This is a genomic window from Paenibacillus sp. MZ04-78.2, from assembly GCF_024213375.1.
GTDB lineage: Bacteria > Bacillota > Bacilli > Paenibacillales > NBRC-103111 > Paenibacillus_G.
In genome coordinates, this window is the sequence record NZ_JANAVJ010000015.1 from 51,003 (window position 1) to 77,731 (window position 26,729).

General features: G+C 52.0%; 23 protein-coding genes. 3 read left to right on the forward strand and 20 right to left on the reverse strand.

Annotated elements, in window-relative coordinates; all coding sequences use genetic code 11:
* Positions 1-77 precede the first annotated feature (77 nt).
* From NLX71_RS13355 to NLX71_RS13370, 4 genes are all read right to left on the reverse strand, one after another.
* Entirely contained in the window at positions 78-1,406 is a 1,329-nt protein-coding gene (locus NLX71_RS13355) for an ABC transporter substrate-binding protein (RefSeq protein WP_254364171.1), read from the reverse strand.
* Between the two features lie 201 nt (positions 1,407-1,607).
* The gene (locus NLX71_RS13360) at positions 1,608-3,227 is read right to left on the reverse strand and encodes a response regulator (RefSeq protein ID WP_254364172.1); all 1,620 of its coding nucleotides are present in this window, start codon (positions 3,225-3,227) and stop codon (positions 1,608-1,610) included.
* On the reverse strand, positions 3,202-5,019 hold the full coding sequence (locus tag NLX71_RS13365) for a sensor histidine kinase (RefSeq protein ID WP_254364173.1): 1,818 nt from the start codon (positions 5,017-5,019) through the stop codon (positions 3,202-3,204). Before NLX71_RS13365 ends, NLX71_RS13360 begins: the two co-directional genes overlap by 26 nt.
* Before the next feature lie 102 nt (positions 5,020-5,121).
* Entirely contained in the window at positions 5,122-7,098 is a 1,977-nt protein-coding gene (locus tag NLX71_RS13370) for an alpha-amylase family protein (RefSeq protein ID WP_254364174.1), read from the reverse strand.
* A 283-nt stretch (positions 7,099-7,381) separates the two neighbouring features.
* Here NLX71_RS13370 and NLX71_RS13375 point away from each other — a divergent pair, with 283 nt between their 5' ends.
* Positions 7,382-8,245 carry a helix-turn-helix domain-containing protein gene (locus NLX71_RS13375; protein ID WP_254364175.1) on the forward strand — a complete coding sequence of 288 codons (864 nt, stop codon included), beginning with the start codon at positions 7,382-7,384 and terminating at the stop codon, positions 8,243-8,245.
* 114 nt (positions 8,246-8,359) lie between these two features.
* Here the strand turns inward: NLX71_RS13375 and NLX71_RS13380 are convergent, their stop codons facing one another.
* Positions 8,360-8,875 carry an FtsW/RodA/SpoVE family cell cycle protein gene (locus NLX71_RS13380; RefSeq protein ID WP_309248948.1) on the reverse strand — a complete coding sequence of 172 codons (516 nt, stop codon included), beginning with the start codon at positions 8,873-8,875 and terminating at the stop codon, positions 8,360-8,362.
* Between NLX71_RS13380 and NLX71_RS13385 the strand changes: the two genes are divergently transcribed.
* Positions 8,874-9,227 carry an NUDIX hydrolase gene (locus NLX71_RS13385; protein ID WP_309248950.1) on the forward strand — a complete coding sequence of 118 codons (354 nt, stop codon included), beginning with the start codon at positions 8,874-8,876 and terminating at the stop codon, positions 9,225-9,227. The two genes, NLX71_RS13380 and NLX71_RS13385, sit on opposite strands and share 2 nt — an antisense overlap.
* An 85-nt stretch (positions 9,228-9,312) precedes the next feature.
* On the opposite strand, the gene NLX71_RS13390 is transcribed toward NLX71_RS13385, so the two are convergent.
* The 14 genes from NLX71_RS13390 to NLX71_RS13455 all read right to left on the reverse strand — a co-directional run bounded on the left by NLX71_RS13390 (position 9,313) and on the right by NLX71_RS13455 (position 21,804).
* A complete protein-coding gene (locus tag NLX71_RS13390) occupies positions 9,313-9,630 on the reverse strand; it encodes a hypothetical protein (RefSeq protein WP_254364176.1) in 318 nt (105 codons plus the stop codon).
* Between the two features lie 103 nt (positions 9,631-9,733).
* On the reverse strand, positions 9,734-10,234 hold the full coding sequence (locus NLX71_RS13395) for a dihydrofolate reductase (RefSeq protein ID WP_309248949.1): 501 nt from the start codon (positions 10,232-10,234) through the stop codon (positions 9,734-9,736).
* A 39-nt stretch (positions 10,235-10,273) separates the two neighbouring features.
* Positions 10,274-11,068, reverse strand: a complete 795-nt coding sequence (gene thyA, locus NLX71_RS13400) for a thymidylate synthase (RefSeq protein ID WP_254364177.1) — start codon at positions 11,066-11,068, stop codon at positions 10,274-10,276.
* A gap of 457 nt (positions 11,069-11,525) precedes the next feature.
* Positions 11,526-12,548 carry an ATP-grasp domain-containing protein gene (locus NLX71_RS13405; protein WP_254364178.1) on the reverse strand — a complete coding sequence of 341 codons (1,023 nt, stop codon included), beginning with the start codon at positions 12,546-12,548 and terminating at the stop codon, positions 11,526-11,528.
* A 21-nt stretch (positions 12,549-12,569) separates the two neighbouring features.
* Positions 12,570-13,397 (reverse strand): HAD family hydrolase, encoded by an 828-nt coding sequence (locus NLX71_RS13410; protein WP_254364179.1) that lies wholly within the window; start codon positions 13,395-13,397, stop codon positions 12,570-12,572.
* Positions 13,394-14,536 carry a cysteine protease StiP family protein gene (locus tag NLX71_RS13415; RefSeq protein WP_254364180.1) on the reverse strand — a complete coding sequence of 381 codons (1,143 nt, stop codon included), beginning with the start codon at positions 14,534-14,536 and terminating at the stop codon, positions 13,394-13,396. Before NLX71_RS13415 ends, NLX71_RS13410 begins: the two co-directional genes overlap by 4 nt.
* Before the next feature lie 5 nt (positions 14,537-14,541).
* Positions 14,542-15,942, reverse strand: coding sequence for a phosphoribosyltransferase family protein (locus tag NLX71_RS13420; RefSeq protein ID WP_254364181.1), 1,401 nt, complete (start codon positions 15,940-15,942; stop codon positions 14,542-14,544).
* Positions 15,863-17,089, reverse strand: coding sequence for an HpcH/HpaI aldolase/citrate lyase family protein (locus tag NLX71_RS13425; protein ID WP_254364182.1), 1,227 nt, complete (start codon positions 17,087-17,089; stop codon positions 15,863-15,865). The genes NLX71_RS13420 and NLX71_RS13425 overlap by 80 nt, the downstream gene beginning before the upstream one ends.
* A 97-nt stretch (positions 17,090-17,186) precedes the next feature.
* A complete protein-coding gene (locus NLX71_RS13430; protein ID WP_254364183.1) occupies positions 17,187-17,990 on the reverse strand; it encodes a TerC family protein in 804 nt (267 codons plus the stop codon).
* A gap of 39 nt (positions 17,991-18,029) precedes the next feature.
* Positions 18,030-19,271, reverse strand: coding sequence for a TerD family protein (locus NLX71_RS13435; RefSeq protein WP_254364184.1), 1,242 nt, complete (start codon positions 19,269-19,271; stop codon positions 18,030-18,032).
* Positions 19,272-19,347: 76 nt separating this feature from the next.
* A complete protein-coding gene (locus NLX71_RS13440; protein ID WP_254364185.1) occupies positions 19,348-19,929 on the reverse strand; it encodes a TerD family protein in 582 nt (193 codons plus the stop codon).
* Between the two features lie 81 nt (positions 19,930-20,010).
* A complete protein-coding gene (locus NLX71_RS13445; RefSeq protein WP_254364186.1) occupies positions 20,011-20,586 on the reverse strand; it encodes a TerD family protein in 576 nt (191 codons plus the stop codon).
* 32 nt (positions 20,587-20,618) lie between these two features.
* On the reverse strand, positions 20,619-21,218 hold the full coding sequence (locus tag NLX71_RS13450) for a TerD family protein (RefSeq protein WP_254364221.1): 600 nt from the start codon (positions 21,216-21,218) through the stop codon (positions 20,619-20,621).
* A gap of 139 nt (positions 21,219-21,357) precedes the next feature.
* Positions 21,358-21,804 carry a tellurite resistance TerB family protein gene (locus NLX71_RS13455; protein WP_309248951.1) on the reverse strand — a complete coding sequence of 149 codons (447 nt, stop codon included), beginning with the start codon at positions 21,802-21,804 and terminating at the stop codon, positions 21,358-21,360.
* Between the two features lie 301 nt (positions 21,805-22,105).
* Between NLX71_RS13455 and NLX71_RS13460 the strand changes: the two genes are divergently transcribed.
* Complete coding sequence (locus NLX71_RS13460; protein WP_254364188.1) at positions 22,106-24,289, forward strand: 5'-nucleotidase C-terminal domain-containing protein; 2,184 nt, start codon at positions 22,106-22,108, stop codon at positions 24,287-24,289.
* 52 nt (positions 24,290-24,341) lie between these two features.
* Here NLX71_RS13460 and NLX71_RS13465 read toward each other — a convergent pair whose 3' ends face one another.
* The gene (locus tag NLX71_RS13465) at positions 24,342-26,630 is read right to left on the reverse strand and encodes a putative bifunctional diguanylate cyclase/phosphodiesterase (protein WP_254364189.1); all 2,289 of its coding nucleotides are present in this window, start codon (positions 26,628-26,630) and stop codon (positions 24,342-24,344) included.
* Positions 26,631-26,729: the final 99 nt, after the last annotated feature.

A 26,729-nucleotide genomic window follows, 5' to 3' on the forward strand; every position in this document is an offset into this window, starting at 1 on the left:
AAGAGCGGCTGGAGGGATATACCCCACCGGTCTATGACGGAGAATTAATCTACAATGCGAAGCTGGTTTCCCACCGCCTACTTCTTATTCGAATCGACAAAGCTTTGAATCGTATCCGCCGTTTTTTGCGGGGGGTTGCCGGCGAACATGCCTTGGACCTCGTTGCGCACCTTGTCCTGCAACTGCATGATCGGGCTGTACTCCTCAATCTCGCCTTTGAAGTCTTTGGCGGTGCTTTGCGCCTTGACGTACTCTGCGGTGACCGGATCGACCGGAGCCGAGCTGGAATCCATTTTGACCGGATAAACGCCGCCCTTCGTTTCCTTGAGGAAATACTTGAACGCATCGACGGAGGTCAGGAACTTCAGCAGCTTGATCGTAGCATCTTTTTTCGCGCCCGTGACTTCCTTGGAAACGGAGTAACCGCCCGCTCCGCCGAACCAGTTGTCCTTGAATTCCGGCTTGTCTTTGTAGCCCGGGAACGGAATGACCCCGATTTTGTCGGCGATCGGAGAAGCTGCGATGGAGGAAATCGCCCAGACGCCTTCAAACATCATCGCGCTCTTGCCGCCGAGGAACATGCTCGAAATCGCGTTGCCGTCGGTCGTGACCATGTTTTTGCCGAAAATGCCTTTATCCTGCCAATTTTTCATCGTTTGCAGCATGGAAACCATGTCCGGATCGTTCCATTTTGCTTTGCCGCTCATCAGGTCTTCCGTTTTCTGGAACCCGTATTTTTTCAGCGCCAGATTCGTCAGCAGGTGGCCTCCGCGGAAGTTGTCTTTGTCGGCCATCGCCATCGGAACGACATTGATCGCTTTGAATTTGTCGGCGACCGCCTCGAATTCCTCGATCGTTTTCGGCGGCTCTGCGCCGACTTTTTGGAACAGCTCTTTGTTATAGTAGATCGCCACACTGTAGAACTCGTTCGGCACACCGTACGTTCCCGGCAGGTCTTTGTATTTCCATGTGTCGAACAGCGGCAGGAACGCGTCCGCCCACGCTTTGTCTTCTTTCAGGACGGGATCGAGGTCCATCGCGATGTTTTTGGCGTAATCTTTAAATGCAACCCCGCCATAGTTCATCCAAATTTCCGGGACGCTGCCCGTCGCGACGGCCGTTTTGAATTTGTTGTTGAATGCCGCCTCGTCGTTCAACGATTCGTCGATTACCGTAATATCCGGGTTTTTCTCCATAAATTGCTTGAGCAGGTTCTGGAACGTCACGGACTTCGGATCGGTACCGGAGATACGCGTCAAGATGCGGATGCTGACTTTGTCGCCGCCTTTGCTGTCACCCTTGGAACCGGCATTGCCTTGGGCGGCGTCATTCGAGCCGCAGCCTGCCAGCAGGCTTGAAGCGGCGAACAACGATGCCAGCCCTAATGTAAGCGCTCTTTTTTTCATGTGTTAAGCAACCTCCCCGTTTACGTTTGTTATCTTTTTGTTGTTGTCTGTTCGACATAGTGTCATTATAAGGGGCGCGGCTCGCCGCTTGAATGCAATATCTTTACGCCACCGGGAATATTTTTAACATTTTGTGAACTTTCCATGCAAAAAAAGACCGCACCGTTCGCACAGCGGCGCAACGGGGCCGTCTCGGAAAAGTCATTCGCGGGAATCGCTCCCGGTAAATCGGGAAGGCGGCACGCTGAAATGCTTTTTAAAGCATTTACTGAAGTAATGGGAATCTTTGTAGCCGACGGATTCGGAGACGAACAGCAAATTTTTGCATCCGTTCTCCATCATTTCCTTGGCCTTGTTCAACCGCCGCCTCGTCATGTACTCCACGACAGAATAACCGGTCTCAGTCTTGAAAATGCGGCTCAAATAGCTCGGATGAATAAAAATGCTTTTGGCAATCGCGTTCAAATCGAGGTCCGGGTCGGCATACTGCCCGTCGATGAACTGCTTAGCCTTATCCACCAGCTTGGCCGGTGTCGACTGCTTCAAGCTGTGCGTCTGCTCCAGCACCCGGCCGAACAGCGCCGCGGCCCAGTCCGCGATCTCCTGCATCCGCTCCAGCTCGTCGACCAGCCGCACCGGATTGAACGTATCGCCCCCATAAAACGTCATATCCAGCTTGCTCTCGGCGGCATACAGGTTCAGCGTGGCCACAAGCTCATAAACGGTCATGTACAACGTATCCAAAGACAGCTTCTGCCTGACGATGCCCTCCAGCCATTGGCGCAGCTCGTGCTCCACCGCCGCCTTGTTGCCCAGCCTCAATTGGACCATCAGCGTCTCCCGGATAAAGGACAGGTCGGCTTTTAGCGCTGGTTTGGGCAGGCGGTCGAACATGATCACCCGATCGCCGCCGAGAACGGTGCGATGCTTGCAGGCCAGTACCGCCTCCTTATACGACTGCGGAATGCCGCCGGGACCTTCCTGCGCCATATTGCCGACGCCGACGGTTACGGTAAACTTCAAAAACCGGCGAACCGCTTCGACGGCTTCCGCACCCCGCCGCTCCAGCCACTCCTTCTCCCGGCTGCCGTCGGCAGGATCGGCGTTCGGGTGCACCAGCAGCACCGTTCTGTCGTCGTCATCCAGCGTCAGCTCGCAAGGCCGAAGCCCGCCGAACAGCTCGCCGACGATATTGAACACCGCGAACCGCTTCCAGGGCGGCTGCTCCTTCCCGCCTCCCGGCGATTTGTCAATTGAGAACACCATGACAAGCAAAGCATCGTCCCGCAGATTCGGGCAAAACTGCCGCCATTTGTCCGGGCTCTGCTCGGGTCGGGCGGTTCCGGTGCCGTCCAGCAAGCCTTGAATGAACGTCCGGCGCAAAATCGTATTGCTTTCCCGGATGCTCTGCCTGAAATCCTCCTGCTGCGAATGCCGCGCCATCTCCTCCCGAATCTTGGCCGACATCCCGGTCAGCACCTGCGTTAGCTCCTCCATGTTGACCGGCTTCAGCAAATAGTCGGATACGCCTGCCTGCAAAGCCGTTCTCGCATAGTCGAAGCTCCCGTAGCCGGTGAGAATGATGATGCGAAGCTCGGGAAAACGGTGCTGCGCCGCCTTCGCGAACGCCAGGCCGTCCACGATCGGCATGTTAATATCGACGATTGCCAGCCGGATCGGCGCATGCTCAAGCAGCAGCAGCGCCTCCTCCCCGTTCTCGGCCTCTCCGGCGATCTCGAAGCCGAGCTCCTGCCAGTCGACGCCGACCTTCAGCCGCTCCCGGATCAAATATTCGTCATCGACGATCATCGCTTGAATCATGCGGTTTCCCTCCGTTCTCGATCGCCGGCAGCGTAATGCGGACGGTCGTTCCTTCCCCCGGCACACTGTCGATCTCCAGCCCGTATTCGGAACCGAAATAGAGCTTGATGCGCTCGTCGGTGCTCTTTAGCCCGAAGCTTTTCGTCCGGTAATGCCCCGGGTCCGGCTTCAAAATTTGCCGCAGCCGCTGCGGCGCGATGCCTGTGCCGTTATCGCTCACCTCGATCCGCACCTTGCCGTCCAAGACATGCGCCTGGATGCGGATCAGCCCTCTTCCCCGCTTGTTTCGGAGCCCGTGATTGATCGAATTTTCCACAATCGGCTGCAGCAGCAGCTTGATCGTTGAGTATTGGTACACGTTGTCGTTGATCTCGAAACGGGCATCGATCCGGTCGCCGTAACGCACCTTCAAGATTTCCAAGTACGTTTGCGTAATGATGATTTCGTCTTCCATGGAGATGATATGACTGCCCTTGCTGAGCACGCCCCGGTAAAACAGCGCCAGCTGGTTCACAAGGTTCACGATATCCGCGTTTCGCTTTAAATCCGCAAGCGCGCAGATGCTCTCCAGCGTGTTGTACAAAAAGTGCGGATTGATCTGCGATTGCATGACGGCGAGCTCGTACTCTTTTTTCTTCTTCTGCTCTTCCACCATGTTTTCCATGAGCGTTTTGGTGCGGATGACCATTTTGTTAAACTCTCTGGCCAAAGCGCCGATCTCGTCGCGTTCCTTCAGTTCGAGCCAGACGTCGAGGTTGCCCTCCTGCACGCTCTTGACCGTTTTTTTGATCTGATTCAGCGGCCTCGTAATCGATCTGGCGATCAGAATGGTCAGAAGGATGGCCGAAACGACGAAAATGAGGCTTAAATAAAAGGTTTTTTCCGTCAAAATCTGATTATCGCGGGTAATTTCCTTAATCGGCACGATGCCTACAATAATCCAGTTCAGGCGCGGATAGGTGCGGGCCACGACCAGATTGTCCTCGCCGTTCAAGCTGAACGTCCGGCCGCCCTCATGCCCGATCACCCAGGAATAATAAGGCTCCTGCCCGATGGACGCGTAGAGCCGGCTTTTGTCGCTGTGCGAAGCGATCGTGCCCTGCTTATTGATGATAAAGATTTCACCACTGTGCCCGATATTGATATGAGCATATTGATCGGCAATGTACCGCTCGTCGATGGATAGTTGGATGACGCCGAGGGGGCTCCCGTCCTTGGCGGTGTTGAATTTTTGAAGGAGCGATACGACGGGGTGCGCCGCGGCTTCCTTCTCGTAGTTGCTTTTGGCCGTATCCTTCCATACGGGTCCGTAAGCGGAACCCAAAAATGCGCGGACATAATCGTCGTTGACGTTCCGGACGTTCTTGAGCCCGCCGGAATCGTACAAATAGCCGTTGCGGTCATAGATGAGCATAGCGTCGACGAACGTCTTGGAATCGACGATATCGGCGAGGGCGTTCGAAACCTCAATCGAACGGCTGTAATTTTCCAGCGGGTCCGAGGTGGGCGGGGCGCTCAGGTAGCGCTGTACGCTGCTGTTCGTAATCGCGATTTTGGAGTAGTTTTCCGAATTGTCGAGGATGATCTCCAGCTTCTCCGAGACCAGCCGCAAATTTTGCTCTGTGTTCTCCACCGCTTTGTCGATCAGAATCGCGGATGATACGCGGTACGTAAAGACGGACAGCAAAATCAGCAGCAAGGACAGGGCGGTCATAAACGAGAGCGTGATCTTTTTATTGACGGAAAGCGAGTAATAATAGTCCAATACGCGGTTTTTCATAGCTGTCAGCAAGCCCCGTCACCTCTTCCGCAGTAAGCGCTATCAAAGTTTTATTATAGGACAAAACGGAGGTGCATTGGAACACCTCCGGATTGGTAAAACTTTGAAGTTGTTTTAATCCTGCAGATCAATGACGACCATCTGGTGGCATTCGAGCTCGGGCAGCGTATACTCGATGCCTTCGGCGGACGCTCTGTAATCGAGCGGCGTTCCTTGCGGCGCCAAATAGATGCCCTTTACTTGTCGACCCGGCAAACGCAGCTTCACGTCGATATGATAGAGCGGAACGATGTCCTCAATGATCTCGACGCCTTCGCCGCGCTTGACCGGTACGGCGTACAGCAGATGGTTCACGAGACGGCGCTCGCCCCGCTGCTCCTGCAGCGTGATGATCCCTTGGGCGGGCAGGCTTGTCGTCAGCGTCTTGTCCGGCACCAGCCGGTCCAGCGCGTAGAGCACCATTTCTTTCAGGAACAGGCTGCCCTTCGTCGCGTAGTCCTCAAAAACGTTCCAAGCGATGTAAATGCCGCTGGCTCCCTCCACCATTCCCGGGCCGCCGTCGTTCATCGAGCTGGGCGTATGCTGGTGCGACGAGAATGCGAATACTTCCCGGTTAAAATAAGGATCTTCGCGCCGCCCCAGCTCGGTTCCGCCGTCCAAAGCGATCTTCTGCCCCGCCGCGTACATGACGAACGACGCTTCGCCAAGGCTCCGCAGCGGAAATTTCGGGCGGAAGTAATCCGGCTTGAATGGATTCTCACCGACCCGCCGCACACCGAAATCGATGGCGAAATCGCGCTCCTCCGCGTCCAGGCCGGACTTGCCCGAAGCGAGCAGCTTCCCGCCCTGCCGGAGAAACTGCTCCAGCTTCGCGCGCAGTTGGTCCGAGATCAGCACGTAGTCCGGCAGTATAAGGACTTTGTATCGGCCAAAATCGGCGTCCGGATCGATCACGTCGAACAAAAACTTGCCTTCAAGCAGCATTCGTACCGCCCCGGCGTCGGAGTTGCCCGTGAACATCGCGCCGCCCATTTTGCCCACGCCGACCGATTCGACGGACAGCAGCCCGATATCCGCGATCGCCGTCGTGTCCGCGCACCACGCTTCCTTCCGCTCAACCTCGGCGTATGCTTGGCCGATCAGCTCGTAGGTGGCCGGGTCCATCAGCCCTTCGGGATGCAGTTGGTCGCCGATGGAGCAGCGCGCCCCGTTCGCCAAGCTGAGCGCCGTTTCGTAGCGCAGCGCATTCGGATGCTTGTAGCCGCCGAATTCGCCCCAGAACGTGTGGAATTTGCCGGTCATGCCGAGGAAATCCATGCCGAGCGGCTGCGCGTAGCGGGCCGACAGCGGGAAATGATCGTAGCCCCAGCCGCCGGTAGGCAGCGATTCCAGCTCCAGATGCGTGTTCATCGCTTCCAAGTCCCGGCGTCCCTGCGAGATATGCCCCGCGTTGTGGAAAATCGGCATCTCCGGCTTAATCGCATGGATCGCTTCGCGAATCCGCTGCGTATAATTCGCATAAATCCGCTCGCCCTGCTCGACAACATGCCGCTTCTCGCGCGGGTCTTTTCCTTCCCCGCGCAGCATGGCTACGCACGTATGGCAGTAGCAGGTGCGGACGCCGACGATGTCGAGGAAGATGCCGTCGGCATCGTACTTGCGTACGACCTCCTCCACCTGGCGGATCATCAGATCGAGATAAGGCGAATTCAAGCAAAACTGATGGTACCCCGGCGTCATGAACCCTTTCACCCAGTTTGTCTGGTCGTTCTCGTCCCGCATCAGCCATTCGGGATGGACACGAGCCAGCTTCTCGTCGAAGCCGACCGACAAGTAGACCGGAATCTTCACGCCGATCTCGTGCGCCGCTTCGATCTGCGCGCCGAGCAGGTCGAAATCCAGATGCGGGTGAATCTCGTTCGTCTCGGAAGGAAAATACGCCCAGCCATGGTGACATTTTGCGAAGACGGTAATCGAGTCGACATGTCCTTGCTTGAGCATTTCCTGGAACTGCGGCTTGGAGAACTTCCGCCCGATATGCGGGATCATTTCAGAGGTGTGGAAATCTAAGTGTACTTGCCGGAATCGCATCGTATGGCGACCTCGCTTTCTTGGTATAGGTGAGTACGAAACCCGTGAATTTGATTAGAATTGCAGCAGCCGGTCGTTGTCCTTATCGTAGCGGTCCAGCTGCGCTTGTGTCAGACTGCCGCCTAACCGTTTCCGCTCCTCCATCGCCTTCCAGCCTCCTGCGCTTTTTCTTTTGTCGGGGTTATTGTATCATTAGGACGTTGGAAATGTATTTGAAAGGCCTTCCATCGATTTGTACAAAATTCCGCTATTCGCGAGAACTTAACGCCCGGAGGAATCCGAGATGAAGGATTTGGCAGAAATCGCTCCGTATGTGCGTTCGGCCGCACCCTATACGTATAACGGAGGCGAGCATGAAGGAACCAGAGTCGGTTATACGTTCGCCTATCACCTGTTTCTGGACGGCCGCGGAGATATCGTCGTGGATAGCGTCACGTATTCCGTGGAAAAAGGCACCCTGATTTTCATCCGTCCGGGGCAGGTGCATTCGTTTCATCATAAGTCCGGCTTTCCGCTCGATTCGTATAACATATACTGCGATTTATGGGAGCAGCATCAGGTGCCGGAGCCGCGCTTCGCCTTTTATCCCGATCCGCCCAACCGGTCGATGCTGACCCGGCAGGAAGCCTGCCCCGAACTGGACGAATTTTCGACCAAAACGTCGCTGAGCCCCTATCCGCATCTGATTGAGCTGTTCGTGCAAATCGCCAGATCGGAGGACGCTCCTTATTATGCGCAATCGATTACGGGGGCGCTGATGCGCGCATTTCTGCTGCGCTGGTACAACAGTATCAAGAGCGCCGCACCGAACGATTACCGCATCCTGCAAATTATGGAGGAGATGGAGCGGCACCCGGAGCACCGTTATTCGTTCGAGGACTGGTGCCGCAAATGCCGACTGAAAAAGTCCTACTTTTACAAGTTGTTCAAGCAGGAAACCGGCACGACCCCGAAGGAGTATCTGCTGCGGATGAAAATGAAAAAAGCGGCCAATTTGCTGCTGGAAAGCCGGCAGTCGGTCACATCGATCTCGGACAACCTTGGCTACGATTCGATCCATTATTTTTCCAAGCAGTTTACCGCCTTTTACGGGATCAGTCCGACGGCTTTCCGCAGCCGGAACAGTCTGCCGCGGGATTCGGGCTAGCGGCCGGCCGAAGCTCGCCAATTTCAGGTTCCATCACGTGCTCCAGCACGGAGGCCGTACAACGGTTGACCGATGCTTCGATATAGTGAAAAACCTCGTCACGCCGCAGAAACTCTAGCGGCTCGCGCATTGTCGTTTCGTCAAAATTGAAATCTTGGTCGAGATAGCCGAGCAATCGATAAGTGTACGAGTGCCGCCATAACTTACGAATGGAAAAGTGATGGACATAATCGGCAGCAGCCCGAGGGACATGCCGATGCAATAGCCGAATTGCGCTCCGATGATGGAAGTGGCGGCCACTATCAGCATTTTGCCGTATGCCTCACGGACCTGCCCCATCGAATGGAGCATCCGAGTCACGAAATAGACGGCAGCGACTGCGACCGCGATACCGACGCCCCAGCCGAAGCTGTAGACGAGATAGGTGAAAATGAGATCCCCATGAACATACGGCAACTTCGGATTAACCACCCCGAATCCGCGACCCCACCAGCCGGCGCTGCTCAGTGCCTCTCTCATCTGGATATACATATACCCCCCACCCGAAGGGTCTGCGAACGGATAAAGAAAAGCACCGAGACGATATTTCATATACTGATGACCTATCGTAATCACCGCCGCTGCGCACATCAGGAGAAACCCCTACAAAGGATTAAGCAATTTAGTCGGGGGAAAAATCGAAAGTGGAGAAACAGGGCTTGAAGCTGCGTACAAAGAATTATTTGAAGAAACCTGCATTTCCAAAGAAGATGTGACTTTGCATCATTTAATGGATTTTAGATATTATTTGCAGAACTGCTATGTTGAAGTTTATGTCGGCAAATTAACGCGTGAAGTCGTCGTTTCAGGGGAAGAGAACGAATTGTATTGGTCTGACTTAAATCAAGATTTTTTTGACATGACCCTTTTTGCGGGCGAAGGAAACATCGGTCATATGATCGAACAAGTGAAGTTGAGCCACAGCCTATGGCTAGCCGATTAAAAAAGCACAAGCTCTGCCGAATTTGATCGGCGGGCCTGTGCTTTTTTCGCTTAATTGACACGGTGCGGCACGAACCTGCGTCCGGTCAGCGAACTTGCTTCGGCTGCTCGGTGTTCGATGCGACCACATCCAAGCTTTGCTGCGTCTGATTCAACTGGTCCTGCACCTGCACGAGCTCCTGTCCGTGATGCTCGTGGTCCTGCGCCGCCATCTGGCTCTGTGCCTTCGCCAGCGCCTGCTGCGCCGACTCCATCTCCGCGAGCGCTGCGGACAGCTTGTGCGGATCGGACTGAAGCTGCGCGTGGCGGACGGCCATTTCGGCGTCCTTGGCGACCTGGATCGCTTTCTCCGCGTTGTCGATCACATGCCGGATCGGCATTTGATGCTGGTTGACCTGTGTCATGTTCGGCATCTTCCTCTCAATCATGCTGGGATGTGCACACGGTTCAACCTTTAAGATGCGCGAAAAGCTCCGGCTTCATTCCTTTTTTGGAGAAACGTTACATTTAGGCCCGCTCATACAAGACAAAATCGTAATCGTACGGGTTTTTCTCGTCCTTCACGCCGCGCTGTCGCGACACCTCGCGCCATTCGCCGGGCTCAAGCTCGGGAAAAAACGTATCCGCCGCGAACCGGTGTGCGATCTCCGTAATGTACAGCCGGTCCGCGAACGGGAGCAGCTGCCGGTATACCTCCGCGCCGCCGATGACGAACAGCTCCTCGGATGCCCAGCTTCCGCCGCGGCCGTAATCGGCGGCCGCCTCCTGCGCCGAATGGACCACTTCGCAGCCCGGCGCAGCGAATCGTTCGTCCCGGGTCAGCACGACATTGCGCCGTCCGGGCAAGGGTTTGCCGATGGAATCGAACGTCTTGCGGCCCATCAGCACCGTATGCCCCTTCGTCGTTTGCTTGAAATAAGCCAAATCCGCCGGCAAGCGCCACGGCAGCTTATTGTCGATGCCGATGCCGCGGGCTTCGTCCATCGCCAGTATGAAAGAAATCGTCACGCGAACGCCCTCCTTGTCTTTTGTCTTATTCTCATTTTGCTAGATAGCTATAGGAGCCTTGATACCGGGATGGGACTGATACCCTTCAAACTCAAAATCATCGAATTTGTAGTCAAAAATGGATTCCGGTTTGCGTTTAATCCTAAGTTCTGGTAGAGGATATGGCTCTCTCGTTAACTGTAATTGAACCTGCTCTATATGATTTAAATAGATATGCACGTCGCCGCCCGTCCAGATCAGGTCACCGACTTCAAGATTGCACTGCTCCGCCACCATATAAGTCAGGAGCGCATACGATGCTATGTTAAATGGAAGGCCCAGGAAGGTATCGACAGACCGCATCTGAAACATGCAGGACAGCCGGCCATTGGCTACATAGAATTGAAATGCATAATGACAAGGCGGTAAAGCCATCTGGTCTACCTCTGCAACATTCCAAGCGCTAACCAAATGCCTGCGGGAATCCGGATTCGTTTTGATTTGATTTATGACGTTGGTTATTTGATCAATGATTCTGCCATCAGGAGCATGCCAAGTCCTCCACTGAGCACCGTAGACACGGCCAAGATTGCCATCCTCATCGGCCCATTCATCCCAAATCGTAACGCCGTTCTCACGAAGATAGTTCACATTCGTACTGCCGCTTAAGAACCACAGCAGTTCATGAACAATCGATTTTATATGCAGTTTTTTGGTCGTCAGCAGCGGAAATCCTTTTGTCAAATCTATTCTCATCTGCCTTCCAAAAACGGAAACCGTACCCGTGCCAGTTCGATCCTCCTTACGAACCCCCTGTTCCAGTACATCACTAAGCAGGTCTAAATATGCTCTCATTCGTTATGTCCATTCCTTTCGCTACACTCAAGGCACAAAACGAGATGAACCCGATGTGCTTTGAGCATTTTTATCTCTTAATTTGCTATGCCATTCTACGTGAGTGCGATCTGTTGTCTTCGCCGCAGCCTGAGGAATCCATAAATATCATTATATAACGAGTCCGGGTTTTAGGCCATCCATCCTTTGATTACCGGTTTATCTCGGAAATAGATTCTGCGCGTTCAGATGCTGCCACAATGGTGAGTACCAGTAATAGTCCCAAGCAAATCAAGAAATCTATCATGCTGTTCACCTCATCATTTTTTGCTAATGTATATGTGTATCAGCGAAGGCGTATGCTAGCATTGTTTCCACATTTGTCTACTTTATTTCATTGCAGGGTGTCGGTTTCTACCTTTATTCTGGCAGGTAGACAAAAAACCTCACTTCATCCCTTGGATGAAGCGAGGTCTTTTTACAATTCGTGTTTTAACAGCACTTCCTTTTCAATATGAGTGGCCATTAAGTTGAGGTTTGGCTCCGGTACCACAATCTCCTCGTTCAGCAACATTTTGACGGCTAGATATGGAAAGTTAATGCCGCTTAAACAAGAGGTGTATAACCCCCCCGACATTCTCGGGTTGATTTCAAGCAGCTTGGGTGTATCGTCTTGGTAAATAAATTGGATATTGAAGTTGTATTGAAGCGGAATGCGTTCATAAATGGCAGCAGCCAACCGGATCAGCTCCGAATTATCTTCCAGCGCTCGAATCCTCCCCTCCACCTTCTTACGAGGAACGGCTGCCAGAAGACTCTGCTGGCTTCCCAGACAATCTACACTATATTCCGGGCCCGTTAGCAGCTCCATAACCATGAGTGGCTCGAAGGATTCCGCGACAGACAGCATCCTCATTACATCGCCAATGTACATATTAGGTTTAACCGAGCGATACAAGATGTCGAGCGTTGGCGGCATGTCATCGATAACTCGAAAGCCTGCTCCCCCCTCGCCGGTAACGGGCTTAAAACAAGCGTTCAGCCCCTTATCCTTAAGACTCAGGAAAGCTGCTTCAAACTCCTCGGACGTGGAGACGATGTGATACTCCGGTATGGTAAGCCCCTCTATACCGGCGAGTTTCCGAAACACATCTCCCTTATCCGAAACGAGACGAAGTAAGTCAGCATTTCCCCCAAGCATTACTTTTGTGCCCATGCGTTCAAATTCATCAGCATACTTGGCAATTTCCGATAATCCGAAGTGAGGGATAAAGATGTCGATAGCGTGCTGCCGGCAATAATCGATACAAAACTGTGGATATTGTTCCATCGACAGGTCTGGTTCCAAGTCTGCGTGATCTGCAGCCTGAAGCATGAGTGAATGTCGCTTGGGATGAGTTGCATAGATCTCAACGACCTTGCCATCCGGGTTGTTCCTGATCTTATCCACGTAATGCGCTGCCGTTGCAAAGGTTCGATTAAACCATATCCGTGTTGTCATTCGTAATCGCCTCCTGGTTGATCAGCTGGCCGATGAGTTTTGCGCAAGGTAGTGTTGCAGTTCGCGATGGACCCGTTCCAGTATTTCTTCGGAAGCTCGAATCCCCGTTTTCTGTGTAAATTGATACATGAATCCGGATGACGACTTACCAAAGAGCTCTCCATGACCGGGTGCAATCGCATAGTCAGCGATAGCTAACAAGCTCGCATCCAGGAGAGAGTCGCCAGAAGCTGCAATAAACTTGGAGCCTAGCCGTTTACTAAGGTGAAGCATCGCCTCCCCCTTGGTCACGCGAGCCGGGACCAGATATACTTTCCGCCCTTGTACGGAAAGTACCCATCCCATGGGATGTATGGTTTCTCGGAACTGATCTAACCGCTCGAAAGGTGTTTTTTTCGGGTCAATGATCATCGTGTAAAACAAACCATCGCAAAGCCATCCGCGTAATGCCCATTCAGGCGAGGAGATTTGGTCATACATCGCCTTTACTTCCAGATGATCTGCGCTCATGCGCAACGCGCTTTGAACAAGTGCCGACCATTCCTCATCAGGGGAGCCATCAATCAGAATGTTCCCCCCATTGCTAGTTATCGCATATCTCAGGTTCAAGTCCTTGTTGAAGTAAAAGACCCTCTTGTACTGTGTAATGGTACGGGTGGTCACGGGTACAATGAATGCGGATTTCGCGATTTCGCTTAACTGGGTTATTGCACGCTTCGTCATGAAAGAGGTGTAGGCCCCCCCATTTTCTTCGACCGGTATTAATTCTTCCTCGGGTACGATCTCATCCATAGAGTTCTTCGAATAGATGAGGGTTTTATCCAAATCACTAGCGAAAATCAAGGTCATTCCCCCCCGCCCTTCAAGGGTTTAATTATGCCGCAGCAAGAATAGGTCAGATTCGGGTACACTTCCACTGGAACACTACGGTCCGCAGCCAGTAACAAAATGTGCCGTAAATTCGGGTTATCCCATCGGTCAATTAAAATCTTCCATGGCACGCGGCGCAAAAGAACCCTCGTGGTTTCACCCACCCCGGGTTTCACCAAATTCAAATCCGAAATTCCGAAATCCAGCTGAATCCGCTTGATGTCATTTAGACCCTTCCACGTTTCCTCTGTTTTAGAACTATCGCTTAAAAGCTGGTTTGCTACCAGTTGTGCTTCTCCCGCGACTTCTTGAAAATACGCTGATACCGTATCGATAAAATGATTGGATAGATCATCCGAGAGCCATTCCTTGTAAAATTTCGCACCATGGAAGTCATGCGGACCAATCAAATCATCACGAAGGACGGTACGGCTCATCAGACCCGATACTGTAGAGTTCAAGCATGCGCTCGGAATGAGGAAATCCTCTCTGGTGCCAAATGTGGAAGAACATTGCCCTGGGTCTGCAAGGACAGCCAGATCGTCATTGAGCGGTATGCCGTACTTCGCCAAGATTGTTTCGGCAGCATCCGTCAGTACCTTGCGTATCGCTCCCTTTCCTGTCCAACCATCGACAAATTGAATTTCAAAGCCGGGGTGTTGGTTCAACATGTAGATAACCGCATTTTCATCAATCCCTTTACCCCGGATAATCGAAATACTGTAATGAGGTAAAGTATATTGATAAATCGTTTTGAAGTACCGCTTGATCAGAATCCCGATCGGCGTCCCTGCTCTGGCCAACGATGCCAGCATGATGTTGCGGCCTCGCTTGGCAGCGATCTGTTCTGCTGTAACTGCGGCTGCAAAAGCAACCTTGCGAGCCGTGAACGCTAGTGTCTCATGGAACAGATGAATATATTCCCTCGTCGGTTGATATTCGACGGGGAGCATCTCCGAATAGTGTGTGCCGGCCTGTATAGCTTCCTCCCTGTCCTCTGTTCCTTTCTCAAGATGGACTCCGCTTAAATCCTTTAATAGAAAGATGACATCTTCGGAACTATAACTACCTAGCGGTTTAGGGCTGGCGATGCGACTCGCGAGAACCTCGATAGACATCTCCGTTATGCCTCCTTAGCAAAATGCACGAAATGGATATTAGGTATAGATGTACGCTGTACTGCTTCAAGATAGGATGATAGAGCTGCAAGGTTATTTACTCGTTCCACAAATACAAAGATTTCGTCGTATTCATCTGTCTGAATGTTATAGAAGAAATTGGGGATCGCAGAATCTTCATGGCTGGCAAATGGAAAGCCATTCTGAATGGCATACCCTTCTCCTGTGTACGGATAGATGGGGCTTCGTGTACTGGATTGATAGCTTACCCCTTCGCCCATCGCTGCTGCAATGCGCATCGGAATATACATGAATTCTCCAGACCCCATGCATAACGTGCGTTTCCCTTTACGTTTCGATTGAAGGTAGTGTCCGCACTTCATAATTTGTTCGTCCATGATGGGGATATAAGCGCCCTCGACACCAAAACGCCCCGTTGCTTTAAGGTAACGCAGTGGGTTTTCTTCGCCGAATGAATCTATTGATTTATGAGCGATGTGCTCGAAATAACCATCGACGAACAAATGTTCCACCCTTCCCTTACCTAATACCGATGGGCAAAGCTCCCCTGTTTCGCATTCCCCAGGACTTCCAGTTACGCGAATTTTCCCCTTCATTAACGAGAGACATGTAATCGTGATTCCAAGTTCACGCTCAAGCTGCGCAAACTTGTCCATGTCTGCCTCGGAGCGCCAATCTAACAAGGAGGCAAGCACATAATTGGAATGGGACCTCCTCCGATGAAGAGCTCGTATAATATTAAGGGCCGTTTTCCCCGTTGTGATCTCATCGTCCACGAGAACGATGGACTCAGGCCCACCGAAGCAGTCCTCGTCGAGTGGGTAGCAACGGTGAGCCGTTGCGTGCGAATGCTCTTCTTCAAAGCTGATGACAGGTTCGACTCCCTTAACGAAATCGCGTGTTGTATGAAGGTATTGAATGGGTCCCCTAAACACATCAAACATGCTTTGTCCCAGTGCCGTAGCTGTCTCTGCAAAACCGATGAACAACGTGGGGTCATGCAATTGAAGCGGGCTAAGCTTGAGCAGCTCATAGAGTTCCTTCGCGCGTTTGCTATCCTGAAAAGCTTCCACCATATCCGAAATGCCAAACGGGGTTTGATAGCCTAACTTTTGGTAATACAAACTACCCAGAGAAGCGCCTCCCAACAGGGCAATGTGCGGATTAACCGGCAAGTGCTTCCCCAAGATTTTACTTACGAATAGAAAACTTCGTTTTTTGTTTATCCTTGCCGCCATCTGAAAGAGCATTGCAGGTGACAGGTTCAAGGGGTTGTCCGTGATCTCCACGGTTACTTCCAAATCATTAAGTATTTGAAATGAGTGAATGCTCTTGTTTCGTTGGCTCTTGGCCAATGAGGATAGAGGTAAAGTTTTTTCCTTCATGTAACACCCCGTATACTTTTGATCGGATCATTATTCTTTTGGCCCAATTCGAATGTGGCTTGATTTCGTTCATTTTATTGGAATACTGGCTTTTTACAACGCCAACAAGCCCATTGTTGGAATTCAAAATGTTCTTTGCATCCATGTATTCCTCATGGGTTACAGCATATAAAGATTGCACCGGAATAATGTGCGTCGGATGAATGATGGTTTTGCCAAGAAGGCCATTCTCCTTATCCATAATCACTTCACGTATGAGTCCGTCCAAATACTCATTCATGTATTCTAATCGGATTAGACGGTCGGCCCTGCCTTCTGACTCCTCAAAAGATGTTTGTCGTAGTACCGGCTTTAACACACGGTCGCTTTTGAAATATTCCCAAACAGGGCCTGAGATGACAAACTGATTTTGCATTCTTCCAAACCTATTTACGATGTCTGTTATACAGTCCCGAAGCACGCCAATATCGTAAACGGTCATGTCCGGTTTCCTTCGAAGTCCATACAAGCTTGAAAAATCAGTTGCCCCAATGCGCACATTCAGGACATATTCTTTGAACCTGGTTAGTAAACGTTGGATTGCATTCAATGCTTCAACCCGTGTCTCCCGGTACATAATTTCGGCAGTTTCCAGAATTGGCATTCCATATAAGGTCGGAAAATCTACTGGCTTCTGCCGGTTGTACGCTTCTATTAGCTCGAAGTACTGAATACCATTGTCTTCATTAAACTTCGGCAATGCAACTCCCGTGACAAGTTTCATGGCATCTTCCAGTAACGCTATCATTCGCGTCATTTGTTGAGGCGTCCTAACACGAATAAACAGTAAAGGCAGCTCCTCATAGGTTAGCGCACCCATTCGAACTAACGAATAAAGCCTGTAGAACTGCTGACTTAATGTTTCTTCGGCAAGCTCTACCTGATGGTCGCCTACAGCATCCTCCAGGTCAATCACAACAGAGACAAGACCCGGATACTTTCCTGTCACGATCTCGTCGGCAATGCTTTGCCTGGTGGCAGGCATATAAAGGGCTGCACCGACCGCATAGGCCAACAGCTCCTTCTCTGATGTATTAGAAAATATCGAGGGCGGTAAATAAAAAAGGCTTTCTTCCTCGTCACGAGTAAGATAGTTGAAATATCGCATATTCACCCTCCTTATAGGGCTCGCTGGTCATAAAACATCCCTCCTATAATAAGGAGGGACAACGTTGATCATGACCAAGTTTGATTGATTTGGAAAATTACGCCGATTCCGAATCATCCTTATGTGCTGCTTTCTTGCGAATGGTGCTGAGCACCATTGCTCCCACGAAAACAGCTATCAGTAGTCCGAAGAATACCAGATGCGATATTTCGAACCCGGCAACTGCCGCAAGCATTTTTCCACCGATAATAATAATGAGAACAAATGCGGCTTTCTCCAGTTCAGGGAAGCGCTCGATAAGTTTGAGGAATACCTGAGCTACACCGCGCATCATGAGAACGCCAAGAATGCCGCCGAGGAACAGCACCCACACCTGATTGCTTACACCGAACGCTGCAATAACGCTATCGACACTAAAGGCGATATCCATTAACTCTACGGTTAATACAGTGCGCCAGAAACCCATTTTCTTGTTTTGAACGGATTCCCCTTCTTCATCGTCGGCTTTTCTGGCAATGTACGGGAGGAGGGGGACATTGCCAACCCGGAGCCATCTCACCTCGAGATCAAACAGGTTGCTGCATGCGATCCAGAGCAGGTATAAAGCTCCGGCGATCTTAATCCATGTAATTTTAACCAGGAAGGTGCCTAAGCCGATTGCAAGGAATCGGAATACGTAAGCTCCCAATAAGCCATAAAATAAAGCTCTCTTCTGCTGTTCCTTTGGCAGATGGCTTACCAGTACTGCCAGAACGAGTGCATTATCCGCAGATAACAAGCCTTCCAACACAACGAGAGAAGCAATGATTCCCCAATTTACTGGGTCTGATAAAATGGCCGTGAGATTCGCCCAGTTAAAGAATTCCATGAAATTGTTGATGAAGCTGTTGAGAAAATCCATTTACAATGCTTCCTCCTAAAATAGCGCATAGACTTGCATTTATTTACTTCCTGCTACCCACCTTAACCCCCAACTATACGCTCTGTCCAATTCCTGATGGCCTGAAAAATATTCAACAAGTCTTTCAATACTGACCGTCTGTTCGTTGACATTTCGGATCATTGCAATCGCGCACATCCGCTTCTTGTTATCATGCTGATCCAGCTTCACTTCAATGTCCGGTTCACCGTTTTGTTTGATGGTGACAATACCGTCTGCTTCAGACCACTTTGCAACGCCTTCATAGATAAAAGCGTATATAACCACGCGTTCAATCTCTGAAATGTGCTGCCCGTTGATTCGAAGATTTTCGCCTGTCGTTACAGAACCTGTACGATCGTCGCCGTCCAAGGCTACAAAAGGGGGGCGTTTGAGGTCGCCAAAGCTTTCGCCAAGAGCTTGTACAACTCCCTTTCGACCATCCTTAAGCTCAAAAAGACACCCTAAATCAAGGTCGACCCCCTTAGATGCAAAAAAGCCTTTTGACTTTTTTTGATTCCAGTTTAAATTCACCAGAATCTCTCCCATGGAGCCTGTGCCTTTTTGCAGGTTAACAACGTCACCCTTCTTCTTCAATTCGATCTTGGAAAAATTGATTGTTGGAGGAATGTCAGGGACAGGAGAAACGTCTTTCTCAGGCTCGGGTATAACCTTCGGAGCGCTCTCTGTCTCTTGCGATATATCTACTCCAAAGCTTCCGCACAATGCCTCCAGTCCCCCTGAATAACCGGAACCAATAGGGTTGAATTTCCACTCACCGTTATATCTATATAATTCCCCTACGACAATAGCCGTTTCTACGGAGAAGGATTTTCCCATGTTAAAACGGAGCAGTTCGTGACCGCTTACCGAATCTATAATGCGAATGTATGTATCATCTAGCATGGAGAAGTTTTGGCGTCTCTTCTCGCCTTCATATAGGGTTAAAGCAAAAGAAATTCGTTCGTATTGAGCTGGAATACTTCGTAAAGAAACCGATAGCTGAGCTTTGTCTTGAATACATGCGTAACTGGATAAGTTATTGTTCACAGTGATGCTGTTATTGGGGCCAGATGGATTGCCATAGAAAATAAGGTCCTCATCTTTTGTTACTTTGGAAACCCCCGAGAGTAAAAAAGCAGAAAAGTCTACTTCGATAGAACTGCCAGGCGAATTCCAGCCCATGCCCACTACGACGGTGCTCAAGCTTGGATTGCTCTTCGTAAGGTCTGCCTTTTGTCCTTTAGCGAGTACGGTGGTCATTAGTATCAACCTTTCAATCAAGGGAATGAGAATGAGGACGGGGCGCTGTTCTCGTTGACAGCCCCCTTATAATCTATTAATGGGCATCCAAACCGTAATTTTTGCAAAGCGCGGAGAGGCCGCCTGTAAATCCGGAACCGACAGCCTGGAACTTCCAATCTGCTCCTTGACGGTATAACTCGCAAATCACGACTGCGGTTTCAAGGGAAAACACTTCGCCGAGGCCATAGCGGAGAATCTCGCGACCTGTTGCTGCATCAACGATCCGTACAAAAGCGTTGGTGACGTGGCCAAAGTTTTGTTTTCTCGCTTCCGCTTCGTGAATCGTCACCGTGATTCCGATGCGCTGGACGAAATCGGGTACCTTCTGGAAGTCGATTACGATTTGTTCGTCATCGCCGTCGCCTGCCCCGGTACGGTTATCTCCGGTATGCTCTATCGCGCCATTGTACAACTTAGGGTTATTATAAAAGAGGAAGTCCGAGATATCCTTCGCCTTTCCGTCCTGATGTAACATGAATGCGGTAGCATCCAGGTCATAATCTGCATCGGTGCTATACTTGTTGATATCCCAACCCAAACCGACAACAACTTTGGTTAACCCCGGGTTACCTTTAGTCAGGTCAACGCGCTCGCCCTTCGAAAGACTGATTGTCATGTTGGCTTTCTCCTTTTTTATGGTTCATTTCGTAAAAAAAGGCCGCCTGTCATGGACGGCCTTTTCCTGGCGCTTATTCGATTAAGCCAAACCGAAGTCTTTCACGAGTCCGGCGAGACCATCCTTGTATCCTGCCCCTACTGCGCTGAACTTCCACTCGCCGCTATGGCGATACAGTTCGCCAACGACGATAGCCGTTTCAACAGAGAAATCTTCACCCAGGTCATAACGAATGATTTCTGCGCCGGTGGCTTCGTTTACGATCCGTACGTACGCGTTCGAAACTTGGCCAAAGCTCTGTTTGCGCTCCTGAGCATCGTGGATCGTGATGCAGAAGGAGATCTTCTCCGCCTCTTGAGGTACTGCGGACAGGTCAACCTTGATTACCTCATCATCCCCATCGCCTGCGCCAGTGCGGTTGTCGCCGCTATGCACTACAGAACCGTTGCTGTTCTGCGGGTTATTGTAGAAAATGAAGTCCTTCTCGGAAGCGGCCTTATCGGATGCGTTGAGCAGGAACGCGGAGGCATCAAGGTCAAAGTCTTGGCCACCGTCATATTTATTGGTGTCCCAGCCAAGACCGATAATCACCTTGCTCAGCCCCGGGTTCGTCTTCGTCAAATCAACTTTTTGTCCTTTAGAAAGAGAAATTGCCATTGCGTTTGTCTCCTCACATAGTATATTTGGACTTACGTGTATCGCTGAGCGAGAATATCAATATGAACGGCGTGAGCGCCTTCGCCAATAGCGTTGAACTTCCAATCGCCGTTGTGGCGGTAAATTTCCCCGACAATCAACGCCGTCATCCCCGCGTAGTTCTCCGTAAGATTGAAACGGATCAGTTCCTGACTATTTTTGGAATTGACTACCCGAATAAATGCAGACTGGATCATTCCGAAATCCTGACCGCGAGCCTCGCAGTCGTAAATGTTTACGCACATCAGGATTCTTTGTACGCCTGCGGGCACCTTTTCCAGCGCAATATGAATCTGCTCATCGTCGCCATCTCCCTCTCCGGTAAGATTGTCACCGGAGTGGTTCACTGAACCGCAAGGACTCGTTAGATTGTAGAAGCAGATCAAATGGTCCTCTTGACTCAGTTTTCCATTGGCATCGAGCAGGAGCGCCGAAGCGTCACAATCGACGTTGGCAGCAACCTTTTTCCTACTGAAAAAGCCCTTGCTCTCAACTTCTACAGGGTCCCATCCTAGTCCGACGGTTATATGTGTCAAATTTGCGTTGCCTTTGGTTAAGTCGATCTTTTGTCCCTTTACCAGTGAGATTGACATTAGGTCTTTTGCACCCCCTTTCATTACGTTTTTAGCATATTCTAACTTTAGACATTTTTCAACATAACTTGCCATTTTGGACAACCGCCAGAGGCGCTTCTTCGTTCGTTCGATACATATTACTTGCGCTATCTACTTTCTACAGTCCGAACTCACTAGGCATAAGTCCGAGAACGTTACAAATATCCCTGACCACACCTTTTTCGTTGTCGTCAAAATCGCCGTCTGCAGCGCCAACAGCACAACAGACCCCAACAATTACACGTGCGACTTCCGGTTTCGACTTAAATTTACCGATTACTCGAAGCGCCTCTTGCTTACCTATCATGACATCGAATTCCATATTTCCTGCAAAGTGATTGAAGCGATCGATAACCTCGCTCATGTTAAAGACACTGAGGTCCTCGCTACGGCCAAGAAAGCCAGCCATTTTCTGCTTTTCAGCAGCGTCAATTGTTCCGTCAGCTACAGCAACCATAGCGCAGCCGGCTACGATCGCATCAAGAAGGTCCTTGTTTTTGAATCGTTTTACACCATCGGCTAAATTGCCTTTCGTGCGCGAAAGCCAGTTAGAAAAAGAACTCATTGTGCTCATATCAATTCCTCCGTTCTCTTCTCCCATATTATAACTTGTAATATTATTCTAATAGATTTTACGTTCTTTTACAAATATCGATATCTTCCGGCTCCGTGAGGATTGAAGCCGGGGTCTTGCGCACACCGTTCGACATGATGTCCTGCGGCAGACCCATCGATCGCACCTCGATCGTTCGTGAGCTTTCAAGGCCCGCTTCGTCAAAAATATGAGTCGCGTTCACACCCCGATGACAGTTATCCGCTATAATAGAATTGTTCCAAATATAGCCATATTTTGAGGAGGAAAACATTTGACCAATCATTCGTCCCGCTGGAAAAAAACCGCCGTCCTATCGGTACTCTCCGCCTCGCTGCTGAGCGCGCCCGGGCTCTCCGGCGTCCCTTACGCGCTGGCGGCCGAATCGGCGACGGCCACGAAAGCCGCCGCTTCGACTCCGGCCAAATCCGACATGCAGCTGGCCTTCGAGAAAGGAGCGGTCGAAGGGTATCCGAACGATACCGACCTGCGCGGCAGCCGGCCGGTGACCCACGCGGAGCTCGTCACCATGCTGAACCGGGCGGCCAAGCTGGCGAAGAGCGACAAATCGGCGCTGCCTTTCTCCGACTTGGAGGCGTGGCAGCTTGAAGCCGTTACCAACGCCGTCGCCGCCGGCATCGTATCCAAGAGCGACAGCGGCCGCTTCGAGCCGAACCGTCCGGTGAGCCGCGAAGAGCTGGCCGTCCTCGTTGTGCGCGCCCTCACCAAAGGCCAGGCGCCGAAAGTAAACCAGAACGTGCTGAGCTACTTCAAGGACGCTGCCTCCATCAGTGAGTCGTCCCGCCCGTATGTCGCTTACGGCGTGCTCGCGGGCCTGTTTGAGCCGAAGCTGGACGGCAATTTCGATCCGAAGGGCTCCGTGACCCGCGACGAAGCGGTCAGGGCGCTGAAACCGGTCCTTTTCCAGGTTATCGATATTCTTACCACGAACGACATTCACGGCCATATTGAGGTGGGCTTCGACAAGAAGCGCAATCAGGCGCAGGGCGGGATCGAAACGCTCGGCGGCATCGTCGACGATTTCCGTTCGGTCAATCCCCGCGGCACAGTCGTCGTAGACGGCGGAGACGCATGGCAAGGAACGCTCATCTCCAATACGACGAACGGGCAGTCCGTCATGGATTCGATGGCTCAGGTCAACTACGACGCTGCTGCCATCGGCAACCATGAGTTCGATTTCGGCCGCAACACGCTGATCGACAACATCAAGAAAGCGAAGTTCCCGATTCTCGGAGCCAACATCATCGAAGACAAAACCGGCAAACGCGTCGACTGGACGCAGCCTTACACCATCGTGGAGAAGGACGGGCTGAAAGTCGGCATCATCGGCCTCGCTACGCCGCAGACCAAGACGACGACCAAGTCCACCAACATCGAAGGCTTGACGTTCGCCGATCCGGTTCCGTACGCGAAGGAGCTGTCGGCCGAGCTGCGCGGCAAAGGAGCCGACATCGTCGTGGTGACCTCCCACCTGCCGGGCGAGCAGGACGCCAAATCGCGGCAAATTATGGGAGAGCTCGTCGATCTGGCGAACGGGACGGGCAACGGGACGCTGGACGCCATCGTCGGAGGCCATTCCCACCGGCGCGTAGCCGGGATCGTGAACCACATTCCGGTCGTCGAAGCGCAAAGCTGGCTGTACGCCGTCGGCCACATTCAGCTTTATGTCGATAAGAACAGTAAAAAAGTCGTTTCCTCAAGCGCCGGTCTGCTGGAAACGTATACAAATCTGACGACCGCGAACAAAGACGTGCAAAAAACGGTCGCTGACTACCAAGCAAAAATTGCCGGGCAAACCAACAAGCAAATCGCCGTAGCCGCCGAAAAATGGACGACCCGCTCCTACCGGTACGACTCGAACGGCAATCAGGTACGCGACGGCGTGACGCCGATCGGCAACTCCGTCACCGATGCGATGCGCTGGGCCGAGAAGTCCGATATCGCCTTCACGAACATCGGCGGGCTGCGCGCGGATATCGAGCCGGGCAAAGTAACCTACGGCATGATGTTTGAAGTGCTGCCGTTCGGCAACTACAACCGCACCGGCACGATGACCGCCGCCCAGATCAAGACGCTGCTCGAGGTCACGGACCAATATTCCAAGCTGCCGGCCATGCAATTCTCGGGTCTGAAGGTCGAGTGGGACAACACGAAGCCGCAGGGTCAGAAATACAGCAAAATTACGCTGCTGGACGGCACTCCGATCTATGTTGACGGGAAGCTGAACGACAGCCGTACCTTCAAAGTGACAACCAACGACTTCATGTCAACCGGCTCCGGGGACGGATTTACGACATTTGCCGAAGTGAAGGACTGGAAGGACGGCATGATCATGCTGGACGCCTGGGTCGATTATTCGAAGGAGAAGGGCGCTTCCGGCCAGCCGATCTCCCTGACGAACGACGGCCGCGAAATCCGGCTGGATCTGAAAAAATAAGGCCGCCGCACAAGGAAACCCGCAGGCCCTAGCTCGTTCAGGTCTGCGGGTTTTATGGCTTCGCCTTATCCCATAAAGCGGAAAATTCGTCAGGCAGCATCGGTTTATAAAAATAATAGCCTTGAATCGTACAGCCGCCGATCGCTCGAAGCAGCTTCACCTGCTCCTCTGTCTCCACCCCTTCGACTACGACCGATAAATTCAGGCTCCGGGCCATGGCCATAATCGCTTTGACAATGCCGGCATGCCCTTCGTTCTCGGCCATTTCCCCGACGAACGACTGCGCAATTTTGAGCGAATCAACCTGGAACGTCCGCAAATAGCCGAGCGACGAATACCCCGTACCGAAATCGTCCATCGAGATATGCAGCCCCAACGCTTTGAGGCGCAGCAGCGTATCGGTCGTTTCCTTCGTATTCTGCAGCGCGACGCCTTCCGTAATTTCGATAATCAGCCGGCCGGGAGCCATTCCCGTTTCCTTCAAAATACCGGTCACCTTGTCTACGAAACCGTCCTGCACGAGCTGTCTGGGCGAGACGTTAACCGCAATTTTCAGCGGCGGCCTCCCTTCCCGCTCCCAATCGACCGCTTGCCTGCACGCCGTCCGAATGACCCAATCGCCGATCGGCACGATCAAGCCGGTATCCTCCGCGAGCGGCACAAAGTCGGAAGGCGGCACCAGATGCCCGTCCGCATTTCGCCAGCGCAGCAGCGCTTCCGCCCCGACGATCGACAAATCCTCGGAGCACACCTGCGGCTGGTAACACAGAAACAGCTCGTCGTGATCCAGCGCATGCCGCAGCGCGCGCTCCATCAGGATATTTCTCAGCATGCCGTCCTTCAGCGACGGCGTGAAGAACCGGAACCGGCCTCCGCCCAGCTCTTTGGCTTGATACATGGCCGCATCCGCATGCTTCATCAGATCGGCTTTGGTCAAGCCGTCTTCCGGGTACACCGCGATGCCGATGCTCGTTGAGGTCTGAATCTCGTGAACTCCGACCTTGAAAGGCTCGGCGACGACCCGAAGAATCGATTCCGCAAGCGCCTGCGCTTGCCGGGAAGAGGCAAGCGACCCGGTCAGAATGGTAAATTCGTCGCCCCCTTGGCGCGCGACGATGCACGTCTCCGGAACGATTCTGCGAATCCGTTCCGCCACTTGACGGATTAATTCGTCGCCCGTCACATGGCCAAGACTATCATTTATGTATTTGAAGCGGTCCAGATCGAGAAACAGCACCGCAAGCGGCTGTCCGTCCAGCGAGGCATTCTCGATTGCTTCCTGCGCCTTCCGCTCGAACAAGCGCTTGTTCGGAAGCCCGGACAAGTCGTCATGGGACGCAAGAAACTCGCTTTTTTCCAGCATTTGTTTGAGGCGGCTCACCAGCTTTTCATTTTCGAGAAGCATGGAGATTTGGCGCACGAGGATCAGGACGGTAACCATGACCGTTCCTGTCACGAAAGCGTCCAGTTGGTCGATGCGGCGAAGCATTAACAAGAATAAAATCGCGAAGCCGGCGTAAGGAAAAAATAACCGCAGCAGGCGGGCGCCCGAGACGATGCGGGGCTCTGGCACAGGCCGGTCTTCGGGGTGGGAAGCATGCCAGCCCGCGAAGCCGTATGCGAACAGCCCCGCGCTCCACAGCAGCCCGTACCACTGCCCAGCCTGATATTTTCCCGAGATTATGTCGAGCACATAAATCGTATCCCCGCCGATAATGGCGACGAAACCGAAGGTGATCAAGGCAAGCACCCGCCGGTCGAACAATGGCATATAAGCGAAATGAAGGACAAACAGGGAAAGCAGCATCCCGAAATCTGTTATCGGGTACGACAGAACCGTCGCCCGACCGAACCCGTCGGAATTGGACATAATCGCCTGCAGGTTGGGTTCGATGACGAATTCCCAACTGACCGTGCCGACGATCAGCAGGATCATGATACAGTCGAAAAGAAACCGGATGCCTTGCGAGATGCTTTTTTCCCGGAACAACAAGTAAAACAAAGCGGCAAAAAACAACACCGTATGCAGGTTCCAGAACAGGTCGGCTAAACTGATCTTCGGCGGAGGAACAAGCAGCCCCCAGGCATAGAAGGACCAGACCAGCTGCCCCAGCAAATAGAAACAGGCGCCCGCAGCCATCAGCAGCCAGAACGTTCCTGCGCTGCCCCGGCGGGCCCGGTAAGTCAGCAGCAGCATAGCAAGCGAAGCCACAGGCGGAATGTTCTCCCAAAGCAGGAAAAAGCGTTCATCCGCCCCCAAGCCCCATTTTGCTGCGGCGAATACCGCAAAATAGACCGCGATCACCGCGATCATCGGTTTACGCCAAGCCATCCAGTTCATAACCATCCGCCTCATCTCATTGTTGTCTCGCGTATTTAATTATAAATTAATCATCGGGCAATTCGAACTATTTTTTTCGGTCTGATTTCTCACAATTTC